Origin of the sequence: Hyphomicrobium sp. (genome assembly GCF_047600905.1) — a bacterium.
Classification (GTDB): domain Bacteria; phylum Pseudomonadota; class Alphaproteobacteria; order Rhizobiales; family Hyphomicrobiaceae; genus Hyphomicrobium_B.
Genome location: NZ_JASGKD010000001.1, coordinates 639,839 through 659,475 on the forward strand (window position 1 = coordinate 639,839; position 19,637 = coordinate 659,475).

Genomic DNA, 19,637 nt, shown 5'->3' on the forward strand with positions numbered 1-19,637 from the left:
AGATCACAATCGGAGGCGGGGCGCGCCATGCCGAAAGGCATGCCTGGGATTTCTACTCAGCATTAGACGGCTACCGCGTTGCAGCATACTTGAACGGCCATCACCGGGCTTTGGTCTTCCATGCTTTCGACCCTTCTGATCGTTCTTCCTATTTTTGCGCTCGTGCTCGCGGGATGGCTGGCGCGGCGCATCGGCGTGCTTGGGCCGAACGCGACAACAGAGCTCAACCGTTTTGTCGTCTATCTGGCGTTGCCCGCGCTCCTTTTCGACATCACGAGCCATGCGCACTGGAGCGACCTCTGGCAGCCCGGTTTTATCGCGGTGTTCGGCATCAGCACGATGCTGATCTTCGTGGTGACCGTCGCGGTGCGGTTGCGCGGGACGCGGCATCTGGCCGATGCGGCGATCGATGGCCTCAACGCAGGATATGCGAACACGGCCTATATGGGGTTTCCGATCACACTCGCCGTGCTCGGACACGAGGCGCTGGCGCCGACGACGATCGCATCGATCATTACGGTGTGCGTGATTTTCGGGTTTGCGATCATTCTGATCGAGGTCGGGCTGCAAAGCGAGGCGCGGACGCTGCATCTCATCCGGAAGGTCGGCGTGTCGCTTGCGTGCAATCCGCTTCTGGTCGCGCCCGCGCTGGGGGCGTTGTTTCCGATCTCCGGTTTCGACGTGCCTGCGCCGGCGGAATCGTTTCTCAAGCTGCTCGGCGGGACGGCGTCTCCGTGCGCGCTGGTGGCGCTCGGGCTGTTTCTGGCGGCGAAGCCCGAGACCGAGGCCAAGACCGCGCCTGCGGTATCCAATTCCACGGCGCTTCTCGTCGGCGCGAAGCTCGTGCTGCATCCCATCATTGCGTGGGTATTGGCGAGCACCGTGTTCGATCTGACGCCGACGCTGACGCGGACGGCGGTGTTGCTGGCGGCGCTGCCCACGGGAACGGGGCCTTTTATGCTCGCCGAGTTTTACGCGCGAGAGGCCGCCGTCACGTCGCGCGTCATTCTCGTTTCGACCATAATCTCGATACTGACGGTATCGGCTTATCTCGCTGTTTCGGCTTGAGGCGCGCAACCTCTTAACAGAAACGCAATTTTTTTCCGATCACAGAATAACCCCGAAGCGGTTTTATCAGCCATTCAAGCTTGGTTCATGGGGGCTGGTTCAAAAACGCGTTTGAAGGGATTCCGAGGGGAGTTCGGTCATGAAACGTCTTTTGCAGGTCGCGCTTGCCGCGGCGAGCGTCAGCGCGATGGCGGTTCCGGCACATGCCGGTGGTGGTGATTTCGCTGCCGGCGTTTTCGGCGGTCTTGCAGCCGGTGCGATCATCGGTTCGGCATCGCGGCCCTATTACTACGATCCGCCGCCGCCTCCGCCGCCCGCGTACTATTATGGTGGCGCCGGTTATGGCGGCCCGTGCCATTGGGAACGCGGCCGTCGTTACTGGGATGACTACGAAGGCGTCTGGCGCTATTCGCGTATTCGCGTTTGCGATTAAGCCATCCGTCATGCCGGCGCAGGCCGGCACCCAGGCAAATCTATACAGATCGCCCGTCGAGGGCGGTCTGGATCCCGGCCTTCGCCGGGATGACGTGTGGTTGGAGAGCGCCTTGCTCTCTCTTGTCATCCTCGCGTTCAGGCTGAGGGCTTCCCGCTCGGTTACTGCATGATGGATGCTCGGGACAAACTCGAGCATGCCATCTAAAAATTACGCGGCTTCGAGGGTGGACAGCAGGATGCTTTCGAAGACACGGCGGCCGTCGGTGCCGCCGAGCGCATTTTCATAAAGACGCTCGGGGTGGGGCATCATGCCGAGCACGCGGCCGGTTTCGCTTGTGATGCCGGCGATGTTGCGCTGGGCGCCGTTCGGACAGGTCTTGGCGTCGACATTTCCTTCAGCGTCCGAATAGCGGAACGCGACGCGGCCTTCGCCTTCGAGGCGATCGAGCGTTTCGCTGTCGGCGAAGTAGTTGCCTTCGCCGTGTGCGATCGGAACCTTGATCACCTCACCCTTGCGATAGCACTTCGTAAAGAACGACTGATCGTTCTCGACCTTCAGGAATACGTCGCGGCAGATGAAGTGGAGCGAGGCGTTGCGCAGCAGCGCGCCCGGCAGCAGGCCCGACTCGCAAAGGATCTGAAAGCCGTTGCAGATGCCGATGACCGGTGTGCCCGCTTTCGCCTTGGCGACGACGTCTTTCATGATCGGCGAATGCGCGGCCATGGCGCCGCAGCGGAGATAATCGCCGTAGGAGAAGCCGCCCGGCAGCACGATCACATCGGACGAAGGGACGCTGGCGTCGCCGTGCCAGACCATCTTCGGCGCAAAGCCCGTGACGCGTTCGATCGCGGTTTGCACATCGCGGTCGCAGTTCGAGCCGGGGAAGACGATGACGGAAGCGCGGAGCATTTCAGTGTGCACCTCATAAAGCGCATTTATTTGCTCTTGTGAGCCCTGAATATAGGGACTCGGACGTGAAGTCACGACTCGCGGTCGGCGCGCAACGTCACGCGGCGAAGGGCGACTTGCCGTGGATGGCCGCCTCCGCGGCCACGACGTTTGAGGGCGCCGGTCAATCCAACAACAACGTCATCCCGGCGAAGGCCGGGGATACAGGCAACGATCCACCCTGCGTGTTGAAGCCTGACTGGGTGCCGACCCCGGCCTTCGCCGGGGCAGGCTCTTCGTCGGCATGACGGTGGATTATTGACCGAGCGGCGACTGTTCGCGCTTTAGGCGTTCGACCTCATCGCGCGAGGCGTTGGTGAGGCGGCTATCCTCGGCCTTCATCGCATCGACAAGAGCTATGTACTCGGCCTGATTGCCGTAGCCGCACTCTTTGCTTTGAGCCGTCCAAACGCCCGTGACCTGCTTTACGAATTTGCGCAAGACGATGGCAGGGTGTGCCGGTTGGCCTGGCTCCGTGAACGTGATCTCGACACGCCAGACGTCCGGATCTTCAAGCGTGACGACGTTTGGATTGGCGGTCTTCTGTTTGGCGCCAGGCAGCCATGCAGACCAGTTTCGCAGCGCATCGAAGCCCAGTTTGCAATCGAGGTCAGGCGGAACCGCTGCGGGCTCGGCGAGTGCCGCCCACGGCCCGACAAGGAGCGCAACGAGCGTCACCGCAAACCTTGGCAGCATCGGTCAGCCGAGTTCGTAGCTGTAGTTTTCGATGACCGTATTGGCGAGGAGGTCCTTGCACATCTGTTCGACGATGGCCTTCGCCTTGGTCGGATCAGTCTCGGACAGGTCAACCTCGATGTATTTGCCCTGGCGGACGTCGCCGACGCCTGAAATGCCGAGGCCCTTGATGGCGCCTTCGATGGCCTTGCCCTGCGGATCGAGCACGCCGTTTTTCAGAGTGATTTTGATTTTGGCTTTCATGCGTGTCCCCTGCTCCCTCGCCCCGCTTAAGCGGGGAGAGGGCTGGGGTGAGGGGCGGCAGCAGGCCGGAACCCAGGGCTGCCCCTCACCCTAACCCTCTCCCCATGACGCGTGCAGGGTCATGGGGAGAGGGAAGTGCTTTAGTTCGGTTTGCCGTTGACCGGCGCGACCGGGCCGTTCGACGTCGAGTTCGAAGCGACGAGTACGGGACCGGCGCCGCGCGGACGCGGCGTTTCCGTCAGGACGCCCAATCGGCGCGCGACTTCCTGATAGGCTTCGAGCACGCCGCCCAAGTCACGGCGGAAGCGATCCTTGTCGAGCTTGTCGCCCGACTGCGCATCCCACAGGCGGCAGCAATCGGGGCTGATCTCGTCGGCAAGCACGATGCGGACCTGATCGTTGTCGTAGAAGCGGCCGAACTCGACCTTGAAGTCGACGAGGCGGATGCCAATGCCGAGGAACAGGCCGACGAGGAAATCATTGACGCGCAGCGCCAACTGCATGACCTCGTCGATTTCCTGCGGCGTCGCCCACCCGAACGCGGTGATGTGTTCTTCCGAGACCATCGGATCGTTAAGCTCGTCCTTCTTGTAGTAGAACTCGATGATCGAGCGCGGCAGCTGCGCGCCTTCCTCGAGACCGAGGCGCGTTGCCAGCGAGCCGGCCGCGACGTTGCGCACGACGACCTCGAGCGGAATGATCTCGACTTCGCGGATCAACTGCTCGCGCATGTTGATGCGCTTAATGAAATGCGTCGGAACGCCGATCTCGCCGAGCTTGACGAAGATGTATTCGGAGATGCGATTGTTAAGAACGCCTTTGCCTTCAATCAACGCGTGCTTCTTCGCGTTGAAGGCGGTTGCGTCGTCCTTGAAATGCTGAATGAGGGTGCCGGGCTCGGGACCTTCGTAAAGGACCTTTGCCTTACCCTCGTAAATGCGCCGACGCTTGTTCATTCCTGGACCTCTGAGGATCAACAGATTGCTCTCACTCATTGCGATACACGGGTCTTCTTCACGAGTTCGTACACGGACGCTGACGCCTTGATTTTCCAAACAGTTTTCTTCATGTCGGGAAAGGAGCGGCGCTACCTTTTCGCGCTCGGATGTCTTGGCCGGACACTAGCCGAACGAGGGGGGCGACACAATGTAGACCATGAGCCGCAGCGGCCCTTATGGTGACTAAAAGCCAAGCCGTTGATTTAGCTCAGGGCACGCGGTAACGCTGCGATAGATATGCGCTTGATGGGCATGTGCAATACGCGCACTGCGTGTTGTATTATAGCAACTACAACTGAAAGTCGGCGCCCTATAAGCGCGGTGGAGCAGGGAGAAAAACGGACATGACGACCTTCAACGAGCGCGAAAAGGGCTTCGAGAACAAGTTCGTCTACGACCAAGAGGTCAAGTTCAAAGCCGAGGCCCGTCGCAACAGGGCAGTCGCGGAATGGGCGGGCGCCAAGCTCGGACTGACGGGTGATGCGCTCGAGGCTTACATCAAAGAGGTTCGCAAGGCGGACCTCGCGGAAGCGGGCGATGAAGACGTTTTCCGGAAACTGAAAGCCGATTTTGCCGCGAAGGGCATCGCGGTCGACGACGCCGACATTCGCAAGATGATGTCAGAGTCGTTTGCGAAGGCCATTTCGGACATCGAATCCGCGAAGGGCTGAAGATTTTGAGAGGTGTCATCCTCGGCTTCATGCCGAGGATCCATCGCGAAGTTCAGTCGTTGCCGAACGGATGCTCGGGACAAGCCCGAGCATGACATTCTCAGCCGAGTTTCTTTAAAAGCCCCATGAACTGCAGGGGACCTTCCGGCCGGGAGACATGGCCGGAACGTTGGCAGTGATCGCTTTCTCAGTCAGCCGGGGAGACGCGAATGAGGTCTGCACTCGTGCTGGGAGCGACCGGCGGCATCGGGGGCGCAGTTGCCGCGAATTTTCTTCGGAGAGGCTGGGACGTCAAAGCGCTCGCCCGCGATCCTGCTTCGGCCCGAAGGCGCTGGCAGCAAGATCCGTCGCCCATCTGGCTGAAAGGGGACGCGATGTCCCGTGCCGATGTCATCGGCGCGGCACAGGGTGTTTCCGTCATCGCGCATGCGGTCAATCCACCCGGCTACAAAGACTGGGACAAATTTCTTCTGCCCATGCTCGACAACACGATCGAAGCGGCAAAAACGGCTGGCGCGAGGATCGTGCTGCCGGGAAACGTCTACAATTTCGGGCCGGACGCCTTCGATTCACCTGATGAAAACGCGCCGCAAAATCCACTGACGCGGAAGGGGAAAATTCGCGTCGAAATGGAGCGCCGGCTAAAAGAGGCGTCCGACACGGGCGCAAAGACGCTCATCGTGCGCGCCGGAGATTTTTTCGGTCCGCATGCGGGAGGCAGCTGGTTTTCGCAGGGCCTCATCCAACCGGGAAAGCCGGTCAAGGTCGTTCGCAATCCCGGCAAAGCCGGTGTCGGGCATCAGTGGGCATACTTGCCTGATCTCGCCGAGACCATGGCCGTGCTGCTGGAACGCGAAGACAGGCTCGCCGATTTCGCGGTCTTTCATTTCGATGGATTTTGGGATGCCGACGGGCAGCAGATGGGCGAAGCGATCCGTATTGCCACCGGCGATCCGTCGATCCCGATCAAGCCCTTTCCCTGGTGGCTGATCCGGCTGGCTTCGCCGTTCGTCACGACATTCCGCGAGCTCATCGAGATGCGCTATCTTTGGGATGTTCCCCTTCGGATCAGCAACAAGCGGCTGGTGAGCGAGCTGGGATACGAGCCGAGGACGAACATCGTCGAGGCTGTGCGGGAAACGTTGCGCGGCCTCAAATGCCTGCCTGCGGAAGGCCGCTTCTGATCGCAAGTTCAGTCGTTGCCGAACGGGCGCTCGGGACAAGCCGAGCATGACACAGCGCCCCGTTATCCGAGCTTCTTCAAAAACTGGCCGAACTGGAGCAGCCCTTCGGGCCAGGGGCCGTGCCCGGAATCGATGTTGATGTGTCCGCTCTCGCCGGCGTCGCTGATGGTGGCGCCCCATTTGCCCGCGAGATGCTCGGCGCGGGCGTAGCTGCAATAGAGATCGTTGTTGGCGACGACGACGTGGGCGGGAAAGGGTAGCCGCCGTTCGGGCATCGTTTCGAAGCCGCGCGGGCCTTTTTCCGGTGGCCAGCGCCTGCCGCCGGTATCGGGCCAGAAATCGGCGTGATCGACGTCGGCGGGTGCGACCAGGAACGCGCCAATAACGCCGTTCTTCTTCAGTTTGTCGGCGGCAAAGACCACCGCGGGGACGCCGACGGAATGCGCGACGACGACCACAGGCTGCGTCGCCCCGCCGGCGAATTTCGCCATGCGGTCGCCCCAGGTCTCGACGTCGGGATTATCCCAATCCTGCTGGATGACGCGGCGCGCGGTCTTGAGGTTCCGCTCCCAGCGGCTTTGCCAATGGTCGGGGCCGGAATCCTGCCAGCCGGGAACGATGAGAATGTCGATTTCGGATGTTTTCATGGACGGCCTTGATTAACCGACCGCGCGAGCCGAGGGAAGAGTGTTGGCGTCACCCCGGCCCCTTCCGGCAAAGGGGCTTTCTGCTGGGAACCGCAAGGCGCGCGCGACGTTGCCCGGGGAAGCATCAGTTATCGTTGCAGGAGACGCGTCCATGAAAGTCGAAAATCTCGAAGACCTGTTCAATCACACGCTTGAAGACATTTATTTCGCCGAGATGAAGCTCGTGAAGGCGCTGCCGAAAATGGCGAAGGCGTCGGATTCAGCGGCTCTCGGCAAAGCCTTTATGGGACACCTGGAAGAGACGAAGGAGCACGTCGAGCGGCTCGAAGAGGTGTTCAAAATGCTCGGCCGCAAGCCCAAGGCGACGGAATGCCCTGCCATCAAGGGCATCCTGGAGGAAGGCGAAGAGCTGATGACGGAGATCAAGGACGCCGATACGCGTGACGCTGCGATGATCGCGGCTGGACAGGCAGCCGAGCATTACGAGATCACCCGCTACGGCACGCTGGTGTCGTGGGCGAAGCTGCTCGGCCACAAGGATCTGGCGGCGATCCTCGAGAAGACTTTGAAGGAAGAATATGCGGCCGACGACAAGCTGACCAAACTCGCCGAAAGCAAGCTCAACAAGGAAGCTGCGTAGGCTTCACAACCGACGCGAATTCCCAGTGAGCACGCCGCTGCGCCATCTGCGCAGCGGCGTTTGTTTTGCGGTGGCGAAGTCAGCCTCGTCAGCAGACTGAATACAATTGCGGTCAAGATCTCAATCTTCTGGAAGGCGCGAGGCAGGTAAGGGAGGCTCGGTTTTTTCTTCAAGGATTTTGACATGAGCGCTGTTACGCGTTTTGCCCTCGTGACGGTTTTTGCCGGCGCGTGTTCGTTCACTCCGGCGCTCGCCGATGTCAGCAAGGTGGTGCAGGCGTGGCGTACAGACGATGGGTGGTTGACGGAGCTTCGCAAGCACTCCGATGGGGCTCAGGTCTGCTCGACCGGCAAAGCGTTTCGAGATGCGCATCCGTTCGGGCTGTCGATCGTGCAGAGCGGGCCGACGATGCTGATAACGCTGGTCGATGAAGCGTCGCCGCCGTCGAGCGGCGGCCCGATGAAATTTTCGGCCGGTCCTCAAGAGTTCGGCGCGCTATCCTCGGTGGCCGAGGGACCGGCGTTTGCGACTGCGGAGCAAGAGAGCGGCAAGACGCGGCAATTGGTTTCGGATCTGCCAGAGCAACTCGTCACCATCGACGTGGCGGGTCGGCAGTATAAGCTCGATCTCTCCGGTCTGGCGAAAGCTCGCGAGCAGCTGAAGGTCTGCGAAGCCGAGGCGATGCGATAGCCCGTCAGAGCTTGCCGTCGATCGTAAGGAGCGGCGCGATGGGCTGGGAGACAAGATACAGCACGTAGGTCGCGCCGTCGGGGCTGCCGTTGACGCGCTTCAGCGTGCCGACCTTTTCGATCTTGGCGAATTTCTTCGACAGCAGCGGAAGATCGACGCGGCGTTCGAGTTCGACGTAAAGCGCCGGCTTGTTCAGCAGGTCGTCGCGCGGCGGCGGCAGAAAGATGTAGCGAAGACGCTCATCGAGCTGGACCACTTCGCTGCGGCCTTTAATGGCGAACATGAGTTGGCCGGTGGTGGCGTAGCTCGACGTTGCGAGCCAGGCAGCGGCGGTTTCCTGGCGCTTCCTTTCGATCTCGTCGGCGAGAGCGGGCCAGCCTCGCATCTGTTCGGTCGGGTCTTTCGCCGATTGAAGCAGCGGATGAAAGGCGTGGGCGTAAATGATCGCGGTCGAGGCAAAGCCAAGGGCGAGAGCGGAAACGAACGTTGCGCGACGCCACGTGTGCGGAATTTTCTGAAGGCCGAGCGCTGCGCAAATGGCAAATGCTGGATAGAGCGGGGCCGGCCAATTGCCCTGAACGCGGTCGTGAAGGGCATGGACGGTAAAATAGAGCAGCATCGGTGCGATCGCTGCCGTCAGCAGGACGTCGTTCGGGCGGCGCTCTGAAACGGCGCCGCGCACCGCGCCGATGAAGCCCACGAGTGCAAGCAGCGCGATCAGCGGACTTTCCAGCAGGCCAAACCCGCCGATGAATTCCACTAGATAGTTGAGCCCGGCCTTGCCGCCGTGACCGACGCGGCCGAACTGCTTGATGAAAGACGCCCAGCCATGTTCGGCATTCCAAATGGCGACCGGGCTTGCGACGAGCACGGCGATGACGCCGCCGAGCCAAAGCATCGGCGAGCGGAGCCACCGGCGATTTTCGGGTGTCGCCAGCAGCCAGAGCAGGATCGAGGCGCCGAGGAATAGGTTGGTATATTTCGAAAGCAGTCCGAGCCCCGAGAAGAGCCCGATCGCGATCCACCATTTGGGATTACGGCTGCGGTCGAGTTCGGCCAATGCCCAGATGACGAGGCCGGCGGAAAGCACGGAAGGTAAGTCCGGCGTGACGATGATGCCGCCGATCGCCAGCAATGGCATTGCGAGCATGATCCAGACGGCGCGTCGGGCGACATCGGGGCCGTAAAGAAGGTGGGCCGTCCGCCACAGGATGCCGGTGCCAGCGAGCATCAGGATCGGCGCGAGCAGGCGGACGCCAAGTGTGGTGTCGCCGGCGATGGCGCGCCCGGCGCCGATGATCCAGGCGACCATCGGTGGGTGATCGAGATAGGAAAGCGACGCGCCGAGTGACCAGATGCGGTAATAGGCTTCGTCGTCGACGAGGCCGGTATGGCTTGCAACCGCGAGGCGTACGGCGGTGAACGCGAGCACGGCCGCGAGAAGAAGTGCATTTGCGGCGCGGTCGTCGCGTTGCTCGCTCGCCGGCTCGGCGCGCGGTGAGGACATGGCAGCGGCGGCGGGTTCCGACACTACGGGCTCCGAGCGATCAACGGGTCGCCGTCGGGGCCTTCGGTTCGAACAAATATCCGAAAGATCGTATGGATGGCGGCGACGGTCAGAGCCATCGCGACGCCGGCGAAAATCACGTCGGACAAAAAGTGCGCCCCCTGCGAGACGCGTATCAGGCCGGAGAGGAATCCGACGACGGCGCCGGTGAGAATGAGTTTACGGCCGATGGCAGGAAAGAGAAATGCCGCGGCAAAGAACGTCGCGTACATCATGGCGGCTTCACCGGCGATGAAAGAGCAGTTGCGGCGGCATTGATCGGACGGCACCAGCGCCGGAGAGTAGGCTTTCTTGCCGCCGAACTCGGTGACGTGGACGGGACGGGCCCGACCCCAATGATCTTTCAGCACGACATTGCTGATGAATCCGGGTCCGATCAGGAGACAGGCGCCGAGAAAGAGCCATTTCAGAAATCCGAGGCCGAAGACGTCGCGCTTCAGGACAGCGGAGGCAACAATGCCTGCGACGGTGATGATGCAAATGACAACGAACGCGGAATAAAGAGCCAGGCGGACGACGCCCGCAAATGTCGCGTCGGCGCCTTCGAGCAGAAGGTTGCCGCCCTTGCCGACGAAGACACCGTCGCCTCGATAGAATAATTCGGACGTTTTGAGGTCGATCTGCGGAAAGAGGAAAAATACGAGAGCGGCGATCGCGCCGACAATCACGCCGCCCCACACAAGCAACGACACATTGCTGCTCGCGTCTCGGCTCCGATGCTCGTATTGCGACTTTACCGCCGTCATGATCCCCATCGGACTCTTCTTTTCCGGTCCGACGTTCGCTTAGACTTTCGGATTTAAGATGTCACACGGAGATTTTTTCCGCCATTCGGCCTATGCCATCGCGGGTTTGACCGGGCGCGTATGCTCCGCTTCCAAAATCTCGAAAACGATCTGCATACAGGCGGCGGTGACGGCCATAAGAACACCGGCAAAAATGACATCGGATAGAAAATGGCCGCCCTGTGTCATCCGCGTCAGACCGGCGAGACCGCCCAAAATGATGCCGAGTGCGACAAAGTTTCGCGAATAAGCCTTGAATAACAACGCTGCCGCAAACAGCACGATGAAGACGGACGAGGCTTCGCCCGAGACGAACGAGCAGTTGTAATCGCATTGACCGGCGGGCGGGAATGGTGCGGTGAACAGCTTGTGGCCGCTGAATTCAATGACGTCCTTCGGGCGCGCGCGGCCCCAATGGTCCTTGAAGCCGATGTTGGCGACGACGAGGGGACCGGTGATCAGGCACAAGGCCATGAACAGCCATTTTCCCTTTGTCAGGTCGAGCCAAGGACCTGCCTTTCGCACCGACATCGCGAGCCCGAGCAGTGTAACGGTGCAGGTCAGATAAAAGAAAACGATGAAGGTCCAGCGGATCAGCGGGAAGAGAACACCCTCGTTGCCCATGAAGTGACGGTTGCCGAGATAGAACAGGCGGGCGCAGGCGAGATCGAGGTCGGGGGCCCAGGCAAAGACCGCAACTGCAACGACGCCGACAGCGATGGCGGCGCGCAACATGGCGATGGCCGTTACGGGCGGACGGGCGATTCGATCCTCTTCATCCTCGTCCCGTTGCCGCCAATCGAACGCGAAATTCGGCGTCCACATTCCCGCTGCCTCGACGTTGCCCCACCCCCGCACCGTCGTCGGCGCTTATGTCAGCGGCGTGTCGGTTTTATTACAGATCGGTGATGCGCAGTTTGGGAGAAGACGCCTCGAAGTGGCGGGTGAAAGGTGTGTGCTGAATGGATCCTCGGGACGAGCCCGAGGATGACAGGAGGGTGGTTTGCTCAGGCGCTACCGAACACACGGCGGAAAATCGTATCGACGTGGGCGGTGTGGTAGTCGAGGTCGAACATGGCGTCGAGCTCGGCGGGCGGTATCTTCGCGGTCACGTCCTTGTCCGACTTCAGTTCCGACAGGAAGTCCTTGCCCTGTTCCCACGTCTTCATGGCGTTGCGCTGGACCAGGGCATAGGAGTCCTCGCGGCTGACACCGGCTTGCGTCAGCGCCAGCAACACGCGCTGGGAATTGTGCAGGCCGCCGAGCTTGTCGAGATTCTTCTTCATGTTCTCGGGATAGACGACGAGCTTTTCGATGATGCCGGCAAGGCGGGCCAGCGCGAAGTCGAGGGTGACGGTCGCGTCGGGGCCGATCATACGTTCGACGCTCGAGTGCGAGATATCGCGTTCGTGCCAGAGGGCGACGTTCTCCATCGCGGGGATGGCGTAGGCGCGGACCATGCGGGCGAGGCCTGTCAGATTTTCCGACAGAACGGGATTGCGCTTGTGGGGCATCGCGGACGAGCCCTTCTGGCCCGGAGAGAAATACTCTTCGGCTTCGAGCACCTCGGTGCGCTGCAGATGGCGGATCTCGATGGCGAGGCGTTCCATGCTGGACGCGATCACGCCAAGCGTCGCGAAGTACATGGCGTGGCGGTCGCGCGGAATGATTTGTGTGGAGACGGGTTCGGGGACGAGGCCCATCTGCTCGGCGACGTATTCCTCGATGCGCGGATCGATATTGGCGAAGGTGCCGACGGCGCCCGAGATGGCACAGGTCGCGACTTCCTTCCTGGCGGCGACGAGACGCTCGCGGGCGCGCTGGAACTCGGCATAGGCGAAGGCGAGCTTGATGCCGAAGGTGGTCGGCTCGGCGTGGATGCCGTGGCTGCGGCCGATCGTGACCGTGTTCTTGTGTTCGAAGGCGCGGGTTTTCAGTGCTGCGAGCAGACGGTCGAGATCGGCGAGCAGGAGATCGGCGGCGCGCACCAATTGCACGTTGAGACAGGTGTCGAGAACGTCGGAGGATGTCATGCCCTGGTGGACGAAACGGGCCTCAGGACCGACGTGCTCGGCGAGATGGGTAAGAAATGCGATGACGTCGTGTTTGGTAACCGCCTCGATTTCGTCGATCCGCTTAACGTCGAAGGTCGCAGCGGACCCTTTTTCCCAGATCTTTTTTGCCGCAGCCTCCGGAATTATGCCGAGCTTGGCGCTTGCGGTGGCGGCGTGAGCCTCGATTTCGAACCAGATGCGGAAACGGGTTTCGGGCTCCCAGATGCGGGTCATTTCGGGTCGGGAGTAGCGGGGTATCATAGAGCTAAATCCTTGATGCGACGCGGGAGGGGTAGCAGACGAGCCACCGCGCATCAATCGCAGGAGTGCGAGTTCTCTAGGCGCCGCGCGATTTCGAACAGTCTCAACTGAATGCTGCTTCGCAGCTAATGCTCCGCAACAATTCGTGATGCGTTGTCCAGATTATCGTCAGTCTCTCGCCACGAATAACTGGGCTAATTCGCAAGATATGAGGGTGCTAATTCTTGCTTCGCGTTCAGGTTATATTCAGGGCAGTTTAGCCACACTCATAAAAATCGTCAGTCGTCGGTCGAAACTCGCATTTTATTCGATGACGGTTGAGCCTACATAGAAAGACCCAAGGAAGTAACGAGTCGAAGCGCTCTTGGCTGAAAGGTGGAAGTCTTCAGCGCTTCAATAAAACCAAAGCGGGAGATTAGAAGCACATGTCGCAACAGATGGGCAGCGGGGAATTCGCTGATTTGGTCCATCAAATGGAACAATCAGAAGACGATCCGCGCCAATGCTATGCACTGGTAAAAGAACGAATCAGCGAATTTCGGCATTCGGGCCGGGATATTCCCGACGAATTGGCGAAGCTTGAAAAACAGTTAATGACGGAATGCATGCTGGCCTCGCAAGGCCGCTGATTTCCGCCAATACCGCAGGCGAGAGAAAGCCTGCAACACGACCCCCTCCTTTCATTCGATCAGTTCCCATATGATCGAAGCCGGCCGGTGCGAGCGATCGCGCGAGGCGGGCTTTTTTTTATGGGCTGTGGAAAACATTCGCCGGCGTCAAAGCCGAAAGCCGCCGGAGCGGGGGCCGCCTCACAGGACGTTGTGCGTGCCGTCGCAATAGGGCTCGTCGTCGGTTGCCTTGCAGCCGCAGAGGTTGAACGTGCCTGTCCGATCGGGGACGAAGGGCATGGGCTCGAATGATGTGCCTTCGTGCGAGCCATCGCAGAATGGCTGAGATTTCGACCGGCCACAGCGGCAATACCAGTATTCCTGACCCTCGGTGAGTTCGACCTGATACGGGCCCTTCTGTGCGACGACTGCCTCGTCGGGGTCGGCCATGTGCATGCTCCATCTTTGGCTTGGGGCTGGAAACCCCTGGCTCGCGTGAAAAAAGTCCGGAATTCGCTATCGGGTTTGGGGCGTCGGGGCAAGGGAGAGCGGTGCCGACGTCCTGCGCCAGCTCGGAAAGCTGCCTAACTTATGGGCTGGCTAAATTATTCGGCAAACTGGTCATAGACATCGGCATGGGTCTGGGCGAAGCTCCCGGCCGGCGTGGAGCGTTCGGCGCGCGCGGCGGTGGGGTTATCGGCCGGCTCGATACGTTCTGTGCGCCGTGGGGACCTGGCACAGACCTTAATGAGGGGATCCGTTCGCATGCCCAATCTCTTTCGCAAGAAAGCCGTTGCCTACGACGATAACGATTTCGGCATGAGAAAAGTGCTGAGCGCCTTCGACCTGACGCTGCTCGGCATCGGCGCGATCATCGGCACCGGCATTTTCGTGCTCTCGGGACATGCGGCTGCGACGCAATCGGGGCCGGCGGTGGTGCTGTCCTTCCTCGTTGCCGGCATCGCATGTGCGTTTGCCGCGCTGTCCTACGCCGAGCTTGCTTCGTCGGTCGGCGGTTGCGGAAGCGCGTACGGCTATAGCTACGCGGCGTTCGGCGAGCTGATCGCCTGGATCATCGCCTGGGACCTCATCCTCGAGTACGGCGTATCGGTTGCGGCAGTCGCCAACGGCTGGTCGGGCTATTTCAACAATGCGCTGACCGCAGTCGGGATTGGGTTGCCGGAGGCTTACACCAAAGGGCCGTTCGCGGGCGGCGTCATCAACGTTCCGGCGATCGTCATCATTCTCATTCTGATGGTGCTGCTGATCATTGGGGTCAAGGAAACGGCGCGGATCAACGCTGCCGCGGTGATGATCAAGCTTCTGGCGGTCGCGATTTTCATTGCCGTCGCTGCCTTCAACGTCAATCCGGCGAACTGGTCGCCCTTCATGCCGTTCGGCTGGTTCGCGCATAACGCCGACGGACAGCCGATCGGCGTTCTGGCGGGCGCATCGCTGGTCTTCTTTGCCTACGTCGGATTCGATGCGGTATCGACCGCGGTCGAGGAAGCACGTAACCCGCAACGCGACGTCCCGATTGGCATTCTGGCCGCGCTCGGGTTTTGTACGATCATCTACATCATCGTGTCGGCCCTGATGACGGGGATCGTGCCGTACACGGCGTTGAACGTGTCTTCGCCGGCGTCGGAAGCGCTGCTCCGCATCGGCCACAACGCGGCTGCGGGGCTGGTCGCGGCGGGCGTCATCTTCGGGCTGACGACCGTGATGCTCGTGCTTTATTACGGTCTGACGCGCATCATCACCGGCGTTTCGCGCGACGGGCTGTTGCCGCCCTATTTCGGTGTCGTCAACGAACGGACGAAGACGCCGGTGCGGACGACGGTTCTGACCGGCGTGATCATGGCGATCATGGCCGGGCTCATTCCACTTGGCGTTCTGGCCGAACTCGTGAATATCGGCACGCTGGCCGCCTTCGTTCTGGTGTGCGGCGGCATTATCGTGCTGCGGCGCTCGCATCCCGACATGCCACGTCCGTTCAAGATGCCGTTCGGGATTCTTTTCGCGACGCTCGGGATCATCTCGTGCGGGGCGCTCATCGCGTTCTTACCGTATGAAACGCATTTGCGGTTCATCCTTTGGCTGGCCGCGGGGCTCGTGATCTACTTCGGCTATTCGATCAAGCACAGCCGGCTGGCGACCGCGTAAGCGGTCAACGGACCGTCACACAAAAACATTTCTGCCGCAGGCGGCGCCGACTGGAAAAAGGCCGGCGCCGGAGGTAGGTTCGCGCCGGCTTGGCCTTGCGGCCGGGCGCACACGAGGACGATCAACAATGGACTGCGACAGTCGCAGTGACGTTTCGCTTTCGCCAATAGCCCTCCAGCACACCTGACCGCGGGCCGCTCGTTCGGTTGCGCGGCAGCCGATAACGAGAAAGGGCCCCATACCGATGATGCGCAGCTACCGGCGCGATAATTCGCATCTCGTCCTGGCCTCCGAAGGCCCCCCCGAGCAGGGCGCGGCTGGCCTCGCGCAGGCCGTGTGGATCGACCTCTACAATCCGGCTCCGCAGGACAACCGGACGGTCGAGCAGTTGCTCGCGATCTCGCTGCCGACGCGCGAGGAGATGCAGGAGATCGAAGTTTCGGCGCGACTTTATCAGGAAGACGGCGCCGAGTTCATGACGTTGACGGCTGCCTCGCAGCTTGAGACCGACGAGCCGTTCACGTCACCGATCACGTTCGTCCTCAAGGGCAGCACGCTGGTGACGATGCGATATGCCGAGCCCAAGGCGTTCGCGAATTTCGTCGCCCGGGCGCAGCGGGCCAATGCCGTGCCAGTGGGAAACGGCGAGCAGATCATGATGGGGCTGATCGAAGCGCTGCTCGACCGGATGGCGGATGCGCTGGAACGCGTCGGCGCGGGCATCGATCACGTGTCGCGGCAGGTGTTCCGCAAGGGTAAGGAGCGAGCGGCGCCGTCGAGCGACGAACTGCAGGCTGCGATCGAGCGCATCGGCCAGGACGGCGATCTGTTGACGAAGGTTCGCGAAAGTCTCGTCAGCATCAATCGCGTGCTGACGTACCATACCACGCTCGATCAGCAGGCGGACAAGAAAGGCACCAAGGAAGCCAAGGCGCGCATCAAGGTGCTTTACCGCGACGTCGTGGCGTTGACGGACCAGGCGACGTTCCTGTCGAGCAAGGTGAACTTTCTGCTCGATGCGACGCTGGGGCTGATCAACCTGCAGCAGAACCAGATCATCAAGATTTTCTCGGTGGCGGCGGTCGTGTTCCTGCCGCCGACGCTGGTGGCGTCGATCTACGGCATGAACTTCGAGGATATTCCGGAACTCAAATGGTTCTTCGGTTATCCGTGGGCGCTGGGCCTGATGGTCGTCTCGGCGATCTTGCCGTATCTCTACTTCAAGCGCCGACGGTGGCTTTGATGTCGGCATCGGCGCCGCGCATGCCGCGCTCCGGCCGCCAATGCGATGACGGTGGTTTGCATACGAACGCATCTGTCAGCAGCGTCATGCCGACGAAGGTCGGCACCCAGGCAAACATCCACAGCTACGGTTTTGATCATTGACTGGATCCCGGCCTTCGCCGGGCTGACGAAATGTGGAGAGCGATGCTCACCGCATCGAGGATGACGGATCAGGATTCGAGCAGGCGGCGGGCGGCGTTGTCCGGCGTCATGGTGCCGGACAGCACGGCGTCGGCCAACGGATCGAGGCCGTCCTTGCCGCCGGATTTGATGCGGGCGGCGACGATATCGGCGGCGGCACGGGCGATGAGATAGCGGGCGCGGCGGCGACGGCGGTCGATCGCTCCCTTGGCGGCGACGCGCTTACCGATGGCATCGAAGGCTCCGACCAGTTCCGGGACGCCGTCGCCATTGATGGCGCTGGTTTTCAGCACAGGGACTTTCGCAGCCTGCATGGCGCGGATCGAGAGCGCGCCGATCAATTGCTGCATCGTCTGCTCGGCGCCGGGGCGGTCGGCCTTGTTGACGACGATGATGTCGGCGATCTCGAGCAGCCCGGATTTCATGGCCTGGATGTCGTCACCCAGTCCCGGCGCGGCGATGACGACGCGGATATCGGCAACTTCGGCGACGTCGATCTCGTTCTGGCCGGTGCCCACGGTTTCGAGCAGCACGATGTCGAAGCCGGCGCCGTCAAGCGCATCGACGATACGGACGGCGGCAGGTGAAAGTCCGCCGAGATATCCGCGCGACGCCAGCGAGCGGACGAACACGCTGTCGTCGTCGAGAGCCGAGGTCATGCGGATGCGGTCGCCGAGAATGGCACCGCCGGAAATGGGGCTCGACGGGTCGACGGCAATCACGCCGACCGTCCGGCCATGTTCGCGCAGGTGGGCGATGACGGCGTTGACCAGGGTCGATTTGCCGGCGCCGGGCGGCCCCGTGAAGCCGACGACGAGGGCGTGGCCGAGGTGGGGCTGGAGGGCGCGCAACAATCCCGGAGCGGCTGCAGAAAGGCGTTCCAATTCCGTTATGACGGCCGCAATGGCACGGCGTTCGCCGGACCGCATGCGGGCGATGTAACCCGGGATGTCGGCGTCGCTGATGCGGGCGGGGGGAGCAGGCGATTCTGTGGTCGTTTTGGCCATACGCGCTGATAAGAGGGATAGGCCCGGAACGCAACGGAGGAGCGTGGTTTTGGTGAGGATGCCGCGAGATGGCGTGGCGCCAAGGCGCGCGACTAGTTCGGTCCGAACTGGAGATCGTGGGCGTAGTATTCGATCTCGTTGTTGCGCCAGGCGGCTGGATGGCCCGCGAAACCCTTTTTCGCGCTGACGACATTGTAGTTGTGGCCCCCGGCCTGGATCATGTCGGGGCCTTCCTCGGCGATGGCCGCCGCGCTCTTCCTGCTTGGCCTGACGATGGCGATATGGCCGGGCTTGTCGTCGTGGTGGTTGTGATAGGAGGCGACGACGAGATTGCCTTGATTGGCGGCGTTCTGAGCTTCCGATCCATCCTTGAGGTGCCGCCAGCCGTGGCTTGCGCCTTCGCTCGCGAGCCAATCGCTTTGAGCGTTCGCCAGGAGGACCTGACCGTGCTCGGGCGGGCGAAGGATATAGACTCCGAGCTGCTTGGCGGCAGAGGCGACGAAGGCGCTGCAATGGGTATGCACGCCGGTTCCATGCTCGGGCTTGCCGTCGGGGACGCCCGTTTCCCAATTGACGTGGAGATGCGCGGGCCACAGATCCTCGACGTGAAAGCTGTCGAGCTTTTGCGAGAGCTTCTGACCCGCGGCCGAGATGGTGATGACGGTGTCGGCGGACGTGATTGCCGTTTCCGCGACGAAGCCAGAGGCCAGCGCCAGCAGCCAAAGTGCGATCGCGAAAATCCGACGGTTCGGCCGCAAGTCAGATTTCCTTTGCCCGGAGGCGCAGATCAGAAGCGCCTGCTTATGCTGTCATCCGACGTCCTCTCCGTCTCAGCATGGGGCTTGATCGCGGGCAATATGTCTTCGGCATTATTGACGACCGTGAAGCGCACATCGAGGCCGGCGCGAATGAAGGTTTCCGCCTTCATGTGATCCAGCAAGTTCAGGAACGGATCCCAGAAGCCGTTGATGTTGGCGACGACGATCGGTTTTGAGTGGCGGCCGAGCTGGGACCAGGTCAGTTGCTCGACCAGCTCTTCGAGCGTGCCGATGCCGCCGGGAAGCGCAACGAACGCGTCGGCGCGGTCGAACATCAGCTGCTTTCTGACGTGCATGTTCTCGACGACGATCAACTCGTCGACGTCTTTCAGCATGTGCTCGCGGCTGCCGAGAAACTCGGGGATGATGCCCGTCACCTTGCCGCCGGCGCCAAGCGCCGCGCGCGCGACTTCACCCATCAGCCCGAGGCTGCCGCCGCCGTAGATCAGGCGGATGCCGTTGTCGGCGAGAGTCTTGCCGAGTTTTCGCGCTGCGATGGCGTAGGCGCTGTCGACGCCCTTGCCGGAACCGCAGTAGACGCAGACGCTTTCGATCTGGTTTGCCTTTGCTGGGTTTGCCTCGGCTTTGGCGTTTTTATCGTTGGCCGGCCTGTCGACCGGCATTTTGGTCATTTCGTTCATTCGATTTCGTTCTCAGACTATCAAAGCTGATATTTAGTGCCGCGACCGCGCGCTGCCCAGGTGTGCATCCGACCATCGTTAGTG

Annotated in this window: 24 protein-coding genes; 10 read left to right on the plus strand and 14 right to left on the minus strand. The window is 61.4% G+C overall.

Going from position 1 to position 19,637, the window contains the following annotated elements; genetic code table 11:
* Positions 1 to 120: 120 nt before the first annotated feature.
* Positions 121 to 1,068, plus strand: a complete 948-nt coding sequence (locus QM780_RS03265; RefSeq protein WP_415069050.1) for an AEC family transporter — start codon at positions 121 to 123, stop codon at positions 1,066 to 1,068.
* A gap of 139 nt (positions 1,069 to 1,207) precedes the next feature.
* Entirely contained in the window at positions 1,208 to 1,501 is a 294-nt protein-coding gene (locus tag QM780_RS03270; protein WP_415069051.1) for a hypothetical protein, read from the plus strand.
* 210 nt (positions 1,502 to 1,711) lie between these two features.
* Here the strand turns inward: QM780_RS03270 and purQ are convergent, their stop codons facing one another.
* Positions 1,712 to 2,413 (minus strand): phosphoribosylformylglycinamidine synthase subunit PurQ, encoded by a 702-nt coding sequence (purQ, locus tag QM780_RS03275; RefSeq protein WP_415069052.1) that lies wholly within the window; start codon positions 2,411 to 2,413, stop codon positions 1,712 to 1,714.
* Positions 2,414 to 2,478: 65 nt separating this feature from the next.
* Here purQ and QM780_RS03280 point away from each other — a divergent pair, with 65 nt between their 5' ends.
* Positions 2,479 to 2,700 (plus strand): hypothetical protein, encoded by a 222-nt coding sequence (locus QM780_RS03280; protein ID WP_415069053.1) that lies wholly within the window; start codon positions 2,479 to 2,481, stop codon positions 2,698 to 2,700.
* A 7-nt stretch (positions 2,701 to 2,707) separates the two neighbouring features.
* Here QM780_RS03280 and QM780_RS03285 read toward each other — a convergent pair whose 3' ends face one another.
* The 3 genes from QM780_RS03285 to purC all read right to left on the minus strand — a co-directional run bounded on the left by QM780_RS03285 (position 2,708) and on the right by purC (position 4,347).
* The gene (locus QM780_RS03285; RefSeq protein WP_415069055.1) at positions 2,708 to 3,148 is read right to left on the minus strand and encodes a hypothetical protein; all 441 of its coding nucleotides are present in this window, start codon (positions 3,146 to 3,148) and stop codon (positions 2,708 to 2,710) included.
* 3 nt (positions 3,149 to 3,151) lie between these two features.
* The gene (purS, locus tag QM780_RS03290) at positions 3,152 to 3,391 is read right to left on the minus strand and encodes a phosphoribosylformylglycinamidine synthase subunit PurS (protein WP_415069056.1); all 240 of its coding nucleotides are present in this window, start codon (positions 3,389 to 3,391) and stop codon (positions 3,152 to 3,154) included.
* A 140-nt stretch (positions 3,392 to 3,531) separates the two neighbouring features.
* Positions 3,532 to 4,347, minus strand: a complete 816-nt coding sequence (gene purC, locus QM780_RS03295; RefSeq protein ID WP_415069057.1) for a phosphoribosylaminoimidazolesuccinocarboxamide synthase — start codon at positions 4,345 to 4,347, stop codon at positions 3,532 to 3,534.
* Between the two features lie 386 nt (positions 4,348 to 4,733).
* On the opposite strand from purC, the gene QM780_RS03300 reads away from it, so the two are divergent.
* Positions 4,734 to 5,060 carry a DUF1476 domain-containing protein gene (locus QM780_RS03300; RefSeq protein WP_415069058.1) on the plus strand — a complete coding sequence of 109 codons (327 nt, stop codon included), beginning with the start codon at positions 4,734 to 4,736 and terminating at the stop codon, positions 5,058 to 5,060.
* A 209-nt stretch (positions 5,061 to 5,269) separates the two neighbouring features.
* A complete protein-coding gene (locus QM780_RS03305; RefSeq protein ID WP_415069059.1) occupies positions 5,270 to 6,244 on the plus strand; it encodes an NAD(P)H-binding protein in 975 nt (324 codons plus the stop codon).
* Between the two features lie 62 nt (positions 6,245 to 6,306).
* On the opposite strand, the gene QM780_RS03310 is transcribed toward QM780_RS03305, so the two are convergent.
* Positions 6,307 to 6,891: an RBBP9/YdeN family alpha/beta hydrolase gene (locus QM780_RS03310; RefSeq protein ID WP_415069060.1), complete on the minus strand. Its 585-nt coding sequence runs from the start codon at positions 6,889 to 6,891 to the stop codon at positions 6,307 to 6,309.
* Positions 6,892 to 7,042: 151 nt separating this feature from the next.
* Between QM780_RS03310 and QM780_RS03315 the strand changes: the two genes are divergently transcribed.
* Both QM780_RS03315 and QM780_RS03320 read left to right on the plus strand, forming a co-directional pair.
* A complete protein-coding gene (locus tag QM780_RS03315; RefSeq protein ID WP_415069061.1) occupies positions 7,043 to 7,531 on the plus strand; it encodes a ferritin-like domain-containing protein in 489 nt (162 codons plus the stop codon).
* Between the two features lie 183 nt (positions 7,532 to 7,714).
* Entirely contained in the window at positions 7,715 to 8,221 is a 507-nt protein-coding gene (locus tag QM780_RS03320) for a hypothetical protein (protein WP_415069062.1), read from the plus strand.
* A gap of 4 nt (positions 8,222 to 8,225) precedes the next feature.
* Here the strand turns inward: QM780_RS03320 and QM780_RS03325 are convergent, their stop codons facing one another.
* From QM780_RS03325 to purB, 4 genes are all read right to left on the minus strand, one after another.
* Positions 8,226 to 9,752, minus strand: coding sequence for a glycosyltransferase family 39 protein (locus tag QM780_RS03325; RefSeq protein WP_415069063.1), 1,527 nt, complete (start codon positions 9,750 to 9,752; stop codon positions 8,226 to 8,228).
* Positions 9,752 to 10,543 (minus strand): phosphatase PAP2 family protein, encoded by a 792-nt coding sequence (locus QM780_RS03330; RefSeq protein ID WP_415069064.1) that lies wholly within the window; start codon positions 10,541 to 10,543, stop codon positions 9,752 to 9,754. Before QM780_RS03330 ends, QM780_RS03325 begins: the two co-directional genes overlap by 1 nt.
* 81 nt (positions 10,544 to 10,624) lie before the next feature.
* On the minus strand, positions 10,625 to 11,398 hold the full coding sequence (locus QM780_RS03335) for a phosphatase PAP2 family protein (RefSeq protein ID WP_415069065.1): 774 nt from the start codon (positions 11,396 to 11,398) through the stop codon (positions 10,625 to 10,627).
* Between the two features lie 182 nt (positions 11,399 to 11,580).
* On the minus strand, positions 11,581 to 12,888 hold the full coding sequence (gene purB, locus QM780_RS03340; protein WP_415069066.1) for an adenylosuccinate lyase: 1,308 nt from the start codon (positions 12,886 to 12,888) through the stop codon (positions 11,581 to 11,583).
* Positions 12,889 to 13,313: 425 nt separating this feature from the next.
* Between purB and QM780_RS03345 the strand changes: the two genes are divergently transcribed.
* The gene (locus tag QM780_RS03345) at positions 13,314 to 13,517 is read left to right on the plus strand and encodes a hypothetical protein (protein WP_415069067.1); all 204 of its coding nucleotides are present in this window, start codon (positions 13,314 to 13,316) and stop codon (positions 13,515 to 13,517) included.
* A 180-nt stretch (positions 13,518 to 13,697) separates the two neighbouring features.
* Here the strand turns inward: QM780_RS03345 and QM780_RS03350 are convergent, their stop codons facing one another.
* Entirely contained in the window at positions 13,698 to 13,946 is a 249-nt protein-coding gene (locus QM780_RS03350; protein ID WP_415069069.1) for a CDGSH iron-sulfur domain-containing protein, read from the minus strand.
* Positions 13,947 to 14,261: 315 nt separating this feature from the next.
* On the opposite strand from QM780_RS03350, the gene QM780_RS03355 reads away from it, so the two are divergent.
* Positions 14,262 to 15,662, plus strand: coding sequence for an APC family permease (locus tag QM780_RS03355; protein WP_415069070.1), 1,401 nt, complete (start codon positions 14,262 to 14,264; stop codon positions 15,660 to 15,662).
* A gap of 244 nt (positions 15,663 to 15,906) precedes the next feature.
* Entirely contained in the window at positions 15,907 to 16,905 is a 999-nt protein-coding gene (corA, locus tag QM780_RS03360) for a magnesium/cobalt transporter CorA (protein WP_415069071.1), read from the plus strand.
* On the opposite strand, the gene QM780_RS03365 is transcribed toward corA, so the two are convergent.
* The 4 genes from QM780_RS03365 to QM780_RS03380 all read right to left on the minus strand — a co-directional run bounded on the left by QM780_RS03365 (position 16,883) and on the right by QM780_RS03380 (position 19,553).
* Complete coding sequence (locus tag QM780_RS03365) at positions 16,883 to 17,023, minus strand: hypothetical protein (protein ID WP_415069072.1); 141 nt, start codon at positions 17,021 to 17,023, stop codon at positions 16,883 to 16,885. The genes corA and QM780_RS03365 overlap by 23 nt on opposite strands.
* Positions 17,024 to 17,116: 93 nt before the next feature.
* Complete coding sequence (gene meaB, locus QM780_RS03370) at positions 17,117 to 18,094, minus strand: methylmalonyl Co-A mutase-associated GTPase MeaB (protein WP_415069073.1); 978 nt, start codon at positions 18,092 to 18,094, stop codon at positions 17,117 to 17,119.
* Positions 18,095 to 18,186: 92 nt separating this feature from the next.
* Complete coding sequence (locus QM780_RS03375) at positions 18,187 to 18,852, minus strand: hypothetical protein (RefSeq protein ID WP_415069074.1); 666 nt, start codon at positions 18,850 to 18,852, stop codon at positions 18,187 to 18,189.
* A 29-nt stretch (positions 18,853 to 18,881) separates the two neighbouring features.
* Positions 18,882 to 19,553 carry a TIGR00730 family Rossman fold protein gene (locus tag QM780_RS03380; protein ID WP_415069076.1) on the minus strand — a complete coding sequence of 224 codons (672 nt, stop codon included), beginning with the start codon at positions 19,551 to 19,553 and terminating at the stop codon, positions 18,882 to 18,884.
* Between the last annotated feature and the right edge of the window lie 84 nt (positions 19,554 to 19,637).

Bases quoted from the DNA above. Each gene is read 5' to 3' on its own strand.
- QM780_RS03285 (WP_415069055.1), bottom strand. From the start codon at position 3,148: ATGCTGCCAAGGTTTGCGGTGACGCTCGTTGCGCTCCTTGTCGGGCCG.
- QM780_RS03345 (WP_415069067.1), top strand. From the start codon at position 13,314: ATGTCGCAACAGATGGGCAGCGGGGAATTCGCTGATTTGGTCCATCAA.
- QM780_RS03350 (WP_415069069.1), bottom strand. From the start codon at position 13,946: ATGGCCGACCCCGACGAGGCAGTCGTCGCACAGAAGGGCCCGTATCAG.
- QM780_RS03270 (WP_415069051.1), top strand. From the start codon at position 1,208: ATGAAACGTCTTTTGCAGGTCGCGCTTGCCGCGGCGAGCGTCAGCGCG.
- QM780_RS03305 (WP_415069059.1), top strand. From the start codon at position 5,270: ATGAGGTCTGCACTCGTGCTGGGAGCGACCGGCGGCATCGGGGGCGCA.
- meaB (WP_415069073.1), bottom strand. From the start codon at position 18,094: ATGGCCAAAACGACCACAGAATCGCCTGCTCCCCCCGCCCGCATCAGC.
- QM780_RS03315 (WP_415069061.1), top strand. From the start codon at position 7,043: ATGAAAGTCGAAAATCTCGAAGACCTGTTCAATCACACGCTTGAAGAC.
- QM780_RS03355 (WP_415069070.1), top strand. From the start codon at position 14,262: ATGCCCAATCTCTTTCGCAAGAAAGCCGTTGCCTACGACGATAACGAT.
- QM780_RS03335 (WP_415069065.1), bottom strand. From the start codon at position 11,398: ATGTGGACGCCGAATTTCGCGTTCGATTGGCGGCAACGGGACGAGGAT.
- QM780_RS03310 (WP_415069060.1), bottom strand. From the start codon at position 6,891: ATGAAAACATCCGAAATCGACATTCTCATCGTTCCCGGCTGGCAGGAT.
- corA (WP_415069071.1), top strand. From the start codon at position 15,907: ATGATGCGCAGCTACCGGCGCGATAATTCGCATCTCGTCCTGGCCTCC.
- QM780_RS03365 (WP_415069072.1), bottom strand. From the start codon at position 17,023: ATGTTTGCCTGGGTGCCGACCTTCGTCGGCATGACGCTGCTGACAGAT.
- QM780_RS03300 (WP_415069058.1), top strand. From the start codon at position 4,734: ATGACGACCTTCAACGAGCGCGAAAAGGGCTTCGAGAACAAGTTCGTC.
- QM780_RS03320 (WP_415069062.1), top strand. From the start codon at position 7,715: ATGAGCGCTGTTACGCGTTTTGCCCTCGTGACGGTTTTTGCCGGCGCG.
- purS (WP_415069056.1), bottom strand. From the start codon at position 3,391: ATGAAAGCCAAAATCAAAATCACTCTGAAAAACGGCGTGCTCGATCCG.
- QM780_RS03265 (WP_415069050.1), top strand. From the start codon at position 121: ATGCTTTCGACCCTTCTGATCGTTCTTCCTATTTTTGCGCTCGTGCTC.
- purB (WP_415069066.1), bottom strand. From the start codon at position 12,888: ATGATACCCCGCTACTCCCGACCCGAAATGACCCGCATCTGGGAGCCC.
- purC (WP_415069057.1), bottom strand. From the start codon at position 4,347: ATGAACAAGCGTCGGCGCATTTACGAGGGTAAGGCAAAGGTCCTTTAC.
- purQ (WP_415069052.1), bottom strand. From the start codon at position 2,413: ATGCTCCGCGCTTCCGTCATCGTCTTCCCCGGCTCGAACTGCGACCGC.
- QM780_RS03330 (WP_415069064.1), bottom strand. From the start codon at position 10,543: ATGGGGATCATGACGGCGGTAAAGTCGCAATACGAGCATCGGAGCCGA.
- QM780_RS03380 (WP_415069076.1), bottom strand. From the start codon at position 19,553: ATGAACGAAATGACCAAAATGCCGGTCGACAGGCCGGCCAACGATAAA.